This window comes from uncultured Legionella sp., from assembly GCF_937871865.1.
In the GTDB taxonomy this organism is placed as follows: domain Bacteria; phylum Pseudomonadota; class Gammaproteobacteria; order Legionellales; family Legionellaceae; genus Legionella.
This window is the reverse complement of record NZ_CALMPD010000107.1, coordinates 1-12,963: the sequence shown is the minus strand read 5'-3', so window position 1 is coordinate 12,963 and position 12,963 is coordinate 1. Positions and strand designations below refer to the sequence as shown.

The window sequence follows — 12,963 nt, the reverse complement described above, 5'->3', positions numbered from 1 at the left end:
TTACGCCCAACAAAAACTCAGTATATTTTTTAGTTTGCCGCTATCACTCTCATCAAATCTGCTTTTTTGGAACATCCCTGTCCCTGGAAAAAGTATACTCCAGGATACTCTTTCGAGAGCTTTAAAAATTCTCGATCCAGGTAAGAAATTCTATTGACCAAGCTAAGTTCGCGATACTTTATTATCAAATAACATAAATGGACTTAAATGAAAAATTCGAATTCAGTTCTTATTTTTATAATATGCGGCGTTCTGTTCCTAATTAGCAAAATTAATTTCGCGGCGGATACAACAAATTACACAACGCCAACACAGTTTATGAATTTGTTTTTTGACTTTACTGGTAATGGGGAACCTGATTTTCCTCAATACAAAAAAACTATTTCTGATCACTTGATTCAATTCGAACAAGGAAAAATTGAAAATACACTCTATAATGGCCCCTTGGTCATGTTTCTTGATTCATCTATTTATGTATATGATCAAAACAGAAGATTACTTTTTTCCAAATTAATGCGCACCAACCGCTCTAGTGGCTTTTTTGAAATGACATCCGTTTCACATGTAGGTCCTGCTCTGGCTTATCTGGCTAAAATGAAACAAAATGGCGATCCATCCTGGCAACCAGCAATGGCTAGCTTATTGGAACATATAAAACAAGTAAAAATATTAAATGCAAAGGCCGAAGATAATTGGCTTGAGCAAGCAAACATAAAACCGTGGAAACCACATCAACAACAGATTAGAGCCATGATTGATTATGCAATGTCTATGGCAGGAAATTATATTGTTTCAGTACAAAATGGAGCTCCTTTCGATTTAAACGCGTTACAACAAAATTTTTTAGAGGGTAACAAAGAGTACCCAATTCCCTATAATTCAGTCATGATTTCCACATTTATGTTAACAGCGATACCAAGCATGTCGACAATTCATGATGAAATAGAGATGTTGCATCTTGACTGGCCTCATGCCATGGTAATAGTACGAAATATAGCGGGTAGCAATGTAAGTGCAGGCCTAACAGTTGGCACTAACTGGATGGTTCCTTTCATCAAAGCTCTATCTAATAATCGCCTTCCTGATGATAGAATTTTAATAGCTCCATACGCCCTTGTTAAAGATGATGTAGGGCAAGATCCATTACCAGTATCTACTTATCAGTATTATACTAAAGCAGTTTGGGGAAGTACGTACATACGCAGCAAGATTTCCCAGGCTGTATTTACAAATATTGAAACTATTTTTTTACCTGAGCGTCCAGCAATTCCAGGTGATTTTAATTACAGCAAAGCCTCTGATATATCTGATTTTATGATACGTTTAAAACGCTCTCTATTTGATGCTCGAGAGATGCTTTCAAACACAGTAGGGTTTTGGATGTCTGGTGAGATGCAAAATAAAGGCTGGGATATTAACAAAATAGAAATACCTGGTTTAACAACCGGATTTCCAGCAGGAATAACAAAATACCCAGAACACAATCCGGATATTGCAGCTCAAGAAAAAGCAGAATTATCCAATCAGAAGATTAACTGACACTTATGAGTAAGAAAGCATGAGGCTTATTGACATTAAGTCATAGCAGTCAGGGTAAAGAATTTTCTGTATCAAAAATAGCCAGAATGAAGTGTGAAGCACGTAATCCGTGAAGTCTCGCGAAGCGGTAGCGATTTAAATTGTACCATGCTGCGCATGGGCTTCCCGGATTTCGCTGCGCTACAATCCGGGCTATTTTTGATATTCTCCATAATCAATCAGAAACACGTCTCCATGTTGTGCCCTTCCCACCATCTTCCAACTCAATACCCTGCTGCAATAATTCAGCTCTTATTTGATCGGCTCTTGCCCAGTTTTTATCAGCTCGAGCTTGTAATCGTTCAGCTATAAGTTGCTCAATAACAGCCTTATCATCTGATTCAAATCCAGATTGCAAAAACTCCGATGGATTCTCTTGCAAGAAACCAAGAATTCCAGCCAAATACTTTAAGGTCGCGACCAAAACAGGAGATGAATTCTTATTCACTTCACGGCTTAGCTGAAAGAGTACAGCCAGAGCAACAGGCGTATTAAAGTCATCATTCATTGCTTGAGTAAATTGCTCAATCCAATGATTATCATACTCTCCATCAGCCAAAGATAAAGGAGCATCTTTAATAGATTGATACATTCTGGTTAATGCTTTTTTCGCATTAAGTAAATTTTCATCCGAGTAATTCAGTGGACTACGATAATGACTACTCAAGAGAAAATAACGAACTACTTCTGGATGATGCTCTTGTAATACATCAGCAATAGTGAAAAAATTGCCTGTTGATTTTGCCATTTTTTCGCCATTAACCTGCAACATACCTACGTGCATCCAGTAGTTAGCGAAGGGTTTTCCTGACGCAGCTTCACTTTGAGCAATTTCATTTTCATGATGAGGAAACTGTAAATCCAGACCACCACCATGAATATCAAATTGTTCGCCTAATTCATGCATGGCCATAGCAGAACATTCAATATGCCAGCCGGGACGCCCTTCCCCCCAAGGTGAAGTCCAACTTGGTTCTTCTGGTTTTGCTTTCTTCCACAACACAAAATCCAAAGGCGAGCGCTTTTCTTTAACAATTTCGACTCGGGATCCAGAAATCAGTCCGTCTATATCTTTATGAGATAACTTTCCATATCCTGGAAATGAATCAACTTGATAACACACATCACCGTTGTCGCTAACATAAGCATTTCCTTTATCCAACAAACGCTGAATCAGTTTAATAATAGTATCGACATGACCGGTAGCGCGTGGCTCGATATCTGGGGGCAATATATTCAAAGCCTTAGTATCAGTGTACATGGCATCAATGTAATGATCGGTTAATTCATTAATGGAAATACCTCGTTCATTTGCCCGTACTATAATTTTATCATCGATATCAGTAATATTTCGAACATAAGTTACATCAAATCCTTGTGAGCGAAGATAGCGTACGATGACATCAAAAGACACCATAGAGCGAGCATGCCCTAAATGGCAGTGATCGTATACGGTGTTACCACAGACGTACATACCAATTTTTCCTGGATGAATAGGTACAAACTCTTTTTTTGTTCTGGTTAAAGAATTATATATATGTATCACTTCTTCTCCTTAGCTCACTTTACCCCAAGTATCCTTTAAATCCACCACACGATGAAACGCCTGGACCTGACCGTCAACAACTGTATTCACACAATAATAGCCTAAACGTTCAAATTGGAAGACTTCCCCTTCTGATTGCTTTGCCATCGCAGGCTCGCAGAATGCGTTTACCTGTTGTAGTGAATCCTTATTGATAAACTGGAGAAAATCGTCTTCTCGCGCTGGATTTGCATCATTAAATAAACGATCGTACTGATAAATTGTTACAGGATGAGCATGCTCACAAGACACCCAATGAATGACTCCTTTGACCTTACGATCTTCCGGATTCTTGCCCAGTGTATTCGCATCATAAGTACAGCGTAGTTCAACAATTTCACCTTTATCGTCTCTGATGACACGCTCGCATTTGATTACATAAGCATGACGGAGTCTAACTTCTGCCCCGGGAAACAAACGGAAATATTTTTTAGGCGGATCTTCCATAAAGTCTGAGCGCTCAATATAAATTTCTCGTGAAAAAGGTATTTCCCTACTCTCCGATTCAGGATCCTGAGGATTAAAATTGGATTTAAGTAATTCGACTTTATCTTCTGGGTAATTTTCGATGACTATCTTGATTGGATCCATCACACACAGGGCACGTTTTGCTGTTTTATTAAATTCAGAACGAACACACTCCTCCAGTAAAGACATATCAATTACTGAATCACTTCGTGAAATACCAATCATTTCACAGAATTGACGAATCGCAGCTGGCGGATAACCTCTTTTACGCATGCCACGTAAAGTGGGTAAGCGAGGATCATCCCATCCCGTCACAATATTTTTCTCAACAAGCTCTCTCAATTTACGCTTGGAAGTGACTGTATGAGATAAATTCAAACGCGCAAATTCGGTTTGAACCGGTTTTGCAGGCAAAGGTAAATTATCCACTAGCCAATCATATAAAGGACGGTGATCCTGAAACTCTAAAGTACATAATGAATGAGTAATTTTTTCCAATGCATCTGATATTGGATGAGCATAATCGTACATAGGATAAATGCACCATTCATCACCGGTACGTTGATGCGTTGCGTGCCGAATGCGGTATAAAACGGGATCTCGCATATTAATATTGCCTGATTTCATATCAATTTTGGCTCTTAAAACATGCGCTCCATCTTCAAACTCACCCGCTTTCATTCGGGTAAATAAATCAAGACTTTCTTCAATAGGTCTGTTTCTGTATGGGCTTTCCTTGCCTGGCTCTTGCAAATTTCCACGATAAGCACGAATTTCTTCCATACTTAAACTGTCTACATAAGCCATATCTTTTTTTATCAGAAAAACCGCAAAATCATACAGTTCATGGTAATAATCCGATGAATGAGTCATATCACACCATTCAAAGCCTAACCATCGCACATCATCAATGATTGCGTTCACATACTCTTCTTCTTCTTTAATTGGATTTGTATCATCAAAGCGTAAAAAACATTTACCTTTAAATTCATCAGCCAATCCAAAATTAAGACAGATTGATTTCGCATGTCCAACATGTAAATAGCCGTTAGGCTCTGGTGGAAATCGAGTAACAACAGATTGATGTTTACCACTAGCCAATTCATCAGTAATCAGTTGTCTTATAAAATGAGCCCTTTTTTCAATTAGTTCTGTCATACTTTTTTTCCATTATTATCAATAGCCTGCCGCATGGAACTGATCAGATGAGCTCCAGCTTGTGCTGCGTTTTTCTTTGCTTCGTAAGCTTCCAATACCTCTGTAATCAATACAGCCCCGACAATTACCCCATCAGCAAAATCAGAAACATCAGCAGCCATTTCGGGTGTTTTTATGCCAAATCCAACCATCAAAGGAAGAGGACTCTGAGCTTTACGTTGTTGGTACTGTAACTTTAAAGAGGACATATCCAAAGCATCTGAGCCAGTTACGCCCTTTAGCGAAACATAATATAAATAACCTTTAGCATATTGGTTAATCAATACCATCCGCTCAGCAGACGTCGTTGGCGAGCACAGATAGATGCTGTACAACCCGTATTTTTGCCAAATTTGCTCCACTTCTTCAGCTTCTTCAGGAGGCAAATCCACCATAATAGTACCATCGACTCCCGCTTCTACAGCGTGTTTGGCAAATAAATCATAACCATACTGCTCAATTGGGTTTAAATACCCCATAATGATTACAGGAGTATCCTGATCTTTTTGCCGAAATTCACGAATCATCGCCAGAACATCTTTGCTGCCAATTGATTGCGCGAGTGCCCGTTCCATAGCATGTTGAATGACTGGGCCTTCAGCCATAGGATCAGAAAATGGGATACCAATCTCCAATATATCCGCCCCCGCTTTAACCAGCTCATGCATTAACTCAACAGTTATACCTGGATGTGGATCACCTGCTGTTATATAAGGGCTTAGCATTTTTTTACCATTGGCCTTTAAATGTGCCAGCGTTTTATCAATTCGGTTCATAGTGTACCTGACTTAATTTTAAACATGTTTAACTTCCATGATTAGCCGTTAAACTCACCAATAAATCAACTTGGAAAGGGCAAGCTGAAAGCCTCCTCCAAGTTCATCATGTTGTACCAAACCCAGTTTATTAAACTGAAATACCATCAATCGAAGCTACCGTATGCATGTCTTTGTCGCCACGACCTGATAAATTTACAATGATACTTTGAGTGTTTGACATCGTTTTAGCTAACTTCATTGCATAAGCTATCGCATGGCTGGATTCTAATGCGGGAATAATCCCTTCAACACGCGTTAAAGTACGAAATGCATGAAGTGCTTCATCATCAGTAATCGAGACGTATTCTACTCGTCCCGTATCCTTTAAATAAGCATGTTCCGGGCCAACCCCTGGATAGTCAAGTCCAGCAGAGACAGAGTGAGTATCTTTAATCTGTCCATTATCATCACAAAGTAAATAGGTTCTATTACCGTGCAACACTCCTGGTTTTCCAGCAATAAGCGATGCAGAATGCTCGCCAGTTTCGAGCCCTTTTCCACCTGCTTCAACCCCATAAATAGCAACAGATTGATCATTTAAAAAGGGAAAAAATAAACCGATTGCGTTAGAACCGCCGCCAACACAAGCGACAAGTGCATCAGGTAATTGTCCTGTTTTTTCAAAACATTGTTCTCGAGCCTCCACACCAATTACGGCCTGAAAATCTCTGACCATTTGAGGATAAGGGTGAGGTCCAGCAACAGTACCTATGATATAAAAAGTATCATCCACATGACTTACCCAATCTCTCATTGCTTCATTCAGTGCATCTTTAAGAGTCTTTGAACCAGAAGTAACAGGAACGACTTCGGCTCCTAACAGTTTCATACGGTATACATTACTGGATTGACGTTTAATGTCCTCAGACCCCATGTAAACCACACATTCAAAACCAAATTTTGCTGCAACCGTAGCAGAAGCAACACCATGTTGCCCTGCTCCTGTTTCTGCAATAATTCGTGTTTTCCCCATACGTTTTGCCAATAGAGCCTGACCAACTGTATTATTGATTTTATGGGCGCCAGTATGATTCAAATCTTCTCGTTTAAGATAGATTTGCGCACCGCCAACCATATTACTCAACCGCTCCGCATGATAGAGGGGATTGGGACGGCCAACATACTCTTTTAACTCTGTATGCAATTCAGCCAAAAATTCTGGATCGTTTCTGTATTTAGTATAAGCCTCTTCCAATTGCTTCAAAGCAAACATCAATGTGTCTGCAACAAATACTCCACCGTAAGGGCCGAAATGCCCCTTCTCATCAGGTAGTTCTTTACTATTCATTCTTTGCCCCATAATGCCTTAATAAATCGGCTCATTTTTTGATGATCTTTTACTCCAGGCAATGCCTCTATTCCGCTGCATACATCGACTGCATAAGGAGTACATACTTTAATCGCGTCAAGGACATTAACTTCATTAAGTCCACCAGCCAAAATATAAGGTTTTGATAACGTTTCTGGAATAATACTCCAATCGAACGTAATTCCTGTACCGCCACGACTACTTGCTGAAGCAGTATCAAGCAATATCGCTTTGGCACTTAAAAACTCATTCGTTAATTGCTGAATCTGCTCTGTTGTTGTCGCATGCATCGCTTTAATAAAGGGCATACCAAATTCATGGCAAAAATCCGGCGACTCATCACCATGAAATTGCAACAGTGTAACGGGCAGCTCGTCTATTATTTGCTGAACTGCGTTCCTCTCTGGGTTTACCATCACAGCAACCACATCAACAAACGGTGGTATATTCTTTAATAACTGTTCCGCCTTTTCTATAGTGAGAAAACGAGAACTTTTAGGATAAAAAATCAAGCCAATTGCATCTACGCCTAAATCAATTGCATGTTCCACATCTTCAACTCGCGTCATGCCACACATTTTGACTCGGATACGCGATTGAATCAATTATTTCTCCCCAAGAAACAAGGGGCCTGGATTATTTTGCAAGATGGAAAACTCCTGAGGATAGGTCACCTGAACCAGGTATAATCCATAGGATGGCGCTGTTTCTGCACCCAATTTTCTATCTTTTGCCAGTAATACCTCTTCAACCCAGTCAACAGAACGTTTATTAGAACCGACTGAAATCAAAACTCCAGCAATATTTCGAACCATATGGTGCAAAAAAGCATTTGCAGTAATATCAATGATCACCAAATCACCTGAACGGGTTACTTGTATTTGATGAATATTTCGCATGGGCGTTTTAGACTGGCATTCCACAGAACGAAAAGATGTAAAATCATTTTCACCTAATAATTTTTGCGCCCCTTGATGCATCATACGATGATCTAACTGGCGGTACTGCCAGGTAACGTTGCTGCGTAATAATGACGGACGAATGGCACCATTATAAATGACGTAACGATACCTCCGACTTGTTGCAGAGTAACGAGCATGAAAATTATCTTTCATCTCTTTACCCCATTTAACACAAATATCTTTTGGTAAAAACGAATTTGCACCGTGGATCCAGGAACGTATGGTTCGTTCCTTTTCACAATCAAAATGGATAACCTGATTCGTCGCATGAACGCCGGTATCGGTTCTACCCGCGCAAACTACAGAGATGGTGCTGTCAGCTACTTTTGACAAGGCATGCTCAACTGATTGTTGAACCGTGTGCAAACCTGTTTGTGCTTGCCAACCATGATATTGGCTTCCATCGTATTCGACCACTAAGGCAATACGCATTCAATTTTCCCGATAAAAAGGGTCAATTTATATTACCCTATTTATTTTGTCTATATCTAGATGAGTCTTTCTGTCAGTTTATGCTTGAGTTTGTTTACATTTCTACTATTTTGACTAAAATAATAGAAATGTAAACGCATACGTTATATAACATCATTTATCTGTGCCAATAAACGTATTGCTTCTTCTTTTTGTGCCTCACTGCCAAACTCCAGTACTTCATCCAACGAATGTCTGGCTGACGCAAAATCTTCCATTCCTATATAGGTTTTAGCCAGATCCAGTAAAGTGTTTAATGCTTTAGTGCTTTTTAATGGGTCTGAAGCATCATTTTGCATAACGGTCTCAGAGGACACTTGAGCTTCATTAAAGATCGTATTTTCTTCATTATTCTCCTCTGCAGGTTCGACAAAAAATTCAGTAATTGATTGTTCCAACTCGGGATCCCGACATTCAACATCGGATATATCTGATTTCCTCTCCTGATTGTCTTCCGAATTCTCAAGGCTAATTGCTTCAACCGCGTCATCGCTAGCTGCAACTTTATTATCACTATCGGTTACATACTCATCCAACGATAAGACAAAATCCAACCCCCTATCTATTTCATCATCCATTAGAGCATTGTTTTTCTGAGCGTTTGTTTTTTCAGCAATTAACTCATGCAATCCTGATTCAAACTCTAATAAATCATGGTTAGAGGAGTCTTCTTCAGAAATTGGCTCATTAAAAGACGGTTGGTATTTATTTTCACCAAAATCCACTTGAGCTTCTTCCTGAACGGATTCAAATGGAACAGATTCTGGATCAGCTACCTCATTTATTGGCTTTATAGTTACATCGGATACATCCATTAAAGAACTCTGTATCGGTTCTGCTGCTGGCTGTAATTGTTCTTTCTCAAACGTCAACGGCATATCAACAACAGGTGGTTCTGAAGGTTTATCCGTCAATTGTTCTTGTTCTGATTTCGATTCCGTCTTGGAAGCAAAAACATCCTGCTCATTATTGATTTCTTCATCAGACACATCCATTTTCTGTTCAACAGGTTCATGTATACTAACATCCGTATCAGTTATCGGCTCTTTGTCCTTACGTTCTGTTAACGTGGAATCTGGAGCAAGTTTACTGCTACCAGATGTTTCATCAGTTTTTAAAGGGGCAGGATCCACAAGAGGAACAAATGATTGCGGTTCTCTGGTAATATCAGTTAAATAAGGCGATGTTTTATTCTTCTCTTGTTGACGAGACCTTAAATACCAATAAGCACAGCCACCTCCTCCAACCGCTGCAATTAATAATAAAAATAAAGGCCAGTAACCTAACAAAGAACCTGATGAATTAATAGAACTTGCTTGTGATGCTACAGCCAAACGTTCTTTCATTAAGACGTTCATTTCGTTACGCATTTTCTCTAGTTGTTTTTCTCTTTGTTCTATTTGTTGTTGTAATTTTTTATTCTGCTCCTGCAGTAAACGCAATTGCTCCATTAATAAAGCATTAGACTCTCTGACAGACTCAACTGCAGCTGTTGTAATAGACAGTTCAGCCTTAGTCGTTGAATACTGTTCGGAAGCCTGAGGTTGAGTATTATTTTGTATGGTCTGAAGCTGATTGGAATGAATGATAGGAAGTGCTGTTTCTATCGGAATCACCTGTGCCGAAGCCGCTTGCGCATCTCCACTCTGAACTACCTGTCTGGGAATCATCGGAATTTTAAAATGTTGAATGGGCGTAGTTGTATTTGCTAGCTGTCCATTCATATAAGGAGGTGTTAAAACATGAATTATTGTTGTTTTTTCATTCCAGGCTTTATCATGAGCCATTACCTCGCCCGTTGCCAGGTCAGAAGGGATTTGAAGTATTTCTTCAGTAGCAGGTATTACCAGACGTACCCCGACATTCAGACCATTTAAATTACCGTCTTTGAATGCCTCAGGATTGGCACCAACAATAGCAAGAACAACCTGGGGCAAAATAACTTCGGATGTTTTATAACGCTGTGCTATCTGCCAAACATTTTCATTGGTCACTGTAGGACCATAAGTCGCTTTTTTCTTATTATCATTCAGCTCTACAGGATTATGCTCTACCGTAGTAATTATTGATTTATTAACAACCCCTGGTTCATAGGTATGTTTGTTGACTTTTTTGTAATGTGCAGGGCTGCTTTGTGCTGTTGTAGAAACTAGTTGATAGCCAGGAGGATCTAATAATACGGTATAGGCTTTATAGAGTTGACCTTTAGGCCAGATTAAATCAACAACTACTTCCATGTATGGTTCAGTCATGCGCTCTTGGGATTGAACCAGAATAATAAATTTACCCTGGGCATTGCGAATGATTTTAAAACTTAATAAAGACAATATTGCCGTACGCTCTAAACCAATTTCTTCAAAATTCTCAGGAGCTGCTAATCCAACTTTAACTCCGGGTAAAGGTGTAGAACCGACATCGATTAATTCTATCTCAGCGCTAAAAGGTTGATCCAATGCTGACTTTACTGTCATGTTGCCCAGACCTATAGCATGTAAAGACATGGGTATCATCAATGCGAACAGAGACGCATGCAGAACAGTTTTTTTCAATCAGAGCTCCATGCATACTGGTTAGACGAGACATTTTATTTATAAAAATTAACATTATCTTTAAGCCTATTCAATAACACTCAATAATTATTCTATAGAAAACATGTTCTTATGTGTAAATTCAAACCAATACAGTAACTCAGGATACAATCTATGTGCCCTTTTCCTAAGCGAATATAAGGCATGTAACCTACGAACACGGATTCATCGTGTCCAGGCAGCATCAAGCAAAGTTAATTCTGTGCTATGCTTTTTATGTAACAAGAGCAAACCAATTTAGGTCTATTGACATTTCATGCCAAAACCTACGCCCAACACCTTGTGCGCCGGCATCCATGAATGCCGTGGGCGCGTTGGGATTTTAGACAGAAAGGCCAACAGTTCCCAATGTAGCGATATAGGAAATCAGCAAGGAAGTTTAATGCACACTAGGTACAGATATGTTATTTGGTTCGTAGCAGCATTATTTGTTGTTTATTCATTTTGTTTAAACACAGCTTCAGCAGTATTTGCTCAAGCAATTAAAACCTCTCTTAATATCGACAATTTTAGTGTATCCATAGCCATGAGCTCCTTTATAATTGGCTTTGCCTGCATGCAGATTCCCGCAGGTTACTTGCTGGACAAATTTAATGCCCGATTCGTAGTCAGCTCAGGGATTTTATTGTTAGCGCTGGGAAATGTGCTGGTATCTTACTCAGAGAATATTACTCTGTTTACTTTGTCGAACTTCCTACAAGGAGTCGGTGCTTCTTTTGCATTTATTTCTGCAGCGGTATTAATCTCGCAATGGTTTTCTGAAAAGCAATTCCCAATATTGTTTGGTTTAATTCAAGGAGTGTCCTGTACCCTGGCAGGTATTCTTCATTATTATTTTACTTTGGCATTAAATACACACAGCTGGAATGAAATTTATCGTAGTTTGTCTTTTTTTGGATTTTCGTTATTTCTATTGTCCTTATTAATAATAAAATCACCAAGTGGTCATAAACGAGAGAAACGTTATTCTTTAAGACAATCTCTGAAAATAGTATTAAAGAACCGACAAATAGTACTTTGCTCTATTGCTTGTGCCACCTCTTTTGGGATACTTCTGGCCTATGCGGGCCTTTGGTATCTCAAGATTGAAACGTATTACTCCTTGGCAAATCTGCAAGCAATGGTTATAAGCGGTTTGATATTTATCGGGATTGGTATAGGAACTCCACTCCTAGGCTGGATTTCAAATAAAATAAAATCCCGAGTCCTCGTCATTCATGTAACTTTATGCTTGGGTACGATGGCATTGCTACTTGGAATTTATCTTCCCCATTTCAATTTAAATACGCTAATCATTATTCATATCATTTCATTTTTAATTGGTTTTTTCCTCTCTGGTTCCATGCTGTTTTATACCTTAGTGAGTGAGCATTCAACTGACGCTACACGTGGAGTCAGCATTAGCGTGCTTAATACTGCAGTCTTTTTATTTAATAGTTTAATGATGTTTATCCCTTATTTATTCATCACTAAATTATCACAAGATTTTTTCACCTACCTTTGGGTGCTGCCTTTTTTTATTCTACTTTCAATTTTGATACTTTACTTTATTAAAGACAGTTCTCCATCTCAATAGACAGGGAGTAATATAATGAATGACAAAACAGCGTATCGAGGTGCCCTCTTCTATTTTAAAGACACCGCAACGATTGCGAACGTCCCCGTAACTAAAGACAAGCAATCAGATGAGGACTGCCAATACGTTTATATTGAAGATGGTCTGCTTATTATCGAATCAGGTAAAATTGTAGCAGCAGGCACTTATAGTGATTTAAAAACAAAATGTAATGACATTAAAATCATTGACTATAAAGACAAACTAATTACTCCAGGCTTTATAGACACGCACCAGCACGCATCTCAAAGCGCTATAGTGGCGGCTTACGGCGATAAATTATTAGAATGGTTAAATAATTATGTATTTCCTGCTGAAAGTATAGCCAACACACGATAAATTGATTATTAGCAATGGCTCTGAAAAAGCTCA

The 12,963-nt window shown here is 39.0% G+C and carries 10 protein-coding genes and 1 pseudogene; 3 read left to right on the top strand and 8 right to left on the bottom strand.

What is annotated here, in order from left to right; translation table 11 throughout:
• Window positions 1–207: 207 nt before the first annotated feature.
• On the top strand, window positions 208–1,539 hold the full coding sequence (locus Q0495_RS05930; RefSeq protein WP_298624084.1) for a DUF5624 domain-containing protein: 1,332 nt from the start codon (window positions 208–210) through the stop codon (window positions 1,537–1,539).
• Between the two features lie 214 nt (window positions 1,540–1,753).
• Here Q0495_RS05930 and cysS read toward each other — a convergent pair whose 3' ends face one another.
• The 8 genes and pseudogenes from cysS to Q0495_RS16805 form a co-directional block, all read right to left on the bottom strand.
• A complete protein-coding gene (gene cysS, locus Q0495_RS05925) occupies window positions 1,754–3,124 on the bottom strand; it encodes a cysteine--tRNA ligase (RefSeq protein ID WP_298624082.1) in 1,371 nt (456 codons plus the stop codon).
• Between the two features lie 9 nt (window positions 3,125–3,133).
• Window positions 3,134–4,789 (bottom strand): glutamine--tRNA ligase/YqeY domain fusion protein, encoded by a 1,656-nt coding sequence (locus tag Q0495_RS05920; RefSeq protein ID WP_298624080.1) that lies wholly within the window; start codon window positions 4,787–4,789, stop codon window positions 3,134–3,136.
• Complete coding sequence (trpA, locus tag Q0495_RS05915; RefSeq protein WP_298624078.1) at window positions 4,786–5,604, bottom strand: tryptophan synthase subunit alpha; 819 nt, start codon at window positions 5,602–5,604, stop codon at window positions 4,786–4,788. The genes Q0495_RS05920 and trpA overlap by 4 nt, the downstream gene beginning before the upstream one ends.
• A gap of 130 nt (window positions 5,605–5,734) precedes the next feature.
• Window positions 5,735–6,934 carry a tryptophan synthase subunit beta gene (trpB, locus tag Q0495_RS05910; protein WP_298624077.1) on the bottom strand — a complete coding sequence of 400 codons (1,200 nt, stop codon included), beginning with the start codon at window positions 6,932–6,934 and terminating at the stop codon, window positions 5,735–5,737.
• Window positions 6,931–7,560 carry a phosphoribosylanthranilate isomerase gene (locus Q0495_RS05905; protein WP_298624075.1) on the bottom strand — a complete coding sequence of 210 codons (630 nt, stop codon included), beginning with the start codon at window positions 7,558–7,560 and terminating at the stop codon, window positions 6,931–6,933. The genes trpB and Q0495_RS05905 overlap by 4 nt, the downstream gene beginning before the upstream one ends.
• Window positions 7,561–8,349, bottom strand: coding sequence for a tRNA pseudouridine(38-40) synthase TruA (gene truA / locus Q0495_RS05900; RefSeq protein WP_298624073.1), 789 nt, complete (start codon window positions 8,347–8,349; stop codon window positions 7,561–7,563).
• 143 nt (window positions 8,350–8,492) lie between these two features.
• Complete coding sequence (locus tag Q0495_RS16810; protein ID WP_367274391.1) at window positions 8,493–8,687, bottom strand: FimV/HubP family polar landmark protein; 195 nt, start codon at window positions 8,685–8,687, stop codon at window positions 8,493–8,495.
• Window positions 8,688–10,166: 1,479 nt separating this feature from the next.
• A pseudogene (locus Q0495_RS16805) lies at window positions 10,167–10,361 on the bottom strand (FimV/HubP family polar landmark protein); the annotation flags it as partial.
• A gap of 871 nt (window positions 10,362–11,232) precedes the next feature.
• Here Q0495_RS16805 and Q0495_RS05890 point away from each other — a divergent pair.
• Together Q0495_RS05890 and Q0495_RS05885 are read left to right on the top strand one after the other, a co-directional pair.
• On the top strand, window positions 11,233–12,552 hold the full coding sequence (locus tag Q0495_RS05890; RefSeq protein ID WP_298624070.1) for a nitrate/nitrite transporter: 1,320 nt from the start codon (window positions 11,233–11,235) through the stop codon (window positions 12,550–12,552).
• A 15-nt stretch (window positions 12,553–12,567) separates the two neighbouring features.
• Window positions 12,568–12,930, top strand: a complete 363-nt coding sequence (locus Q0495_RS05885) for an amidohydrolase family protein (protein ID WP_298624068.1) — start codon at window positions 12,568–12,570, stop codon at window positions 12,928–12,930.
• The last annotated feature ends 33 nt before the right edge of the window (window positions 12,931–12,963 follow it).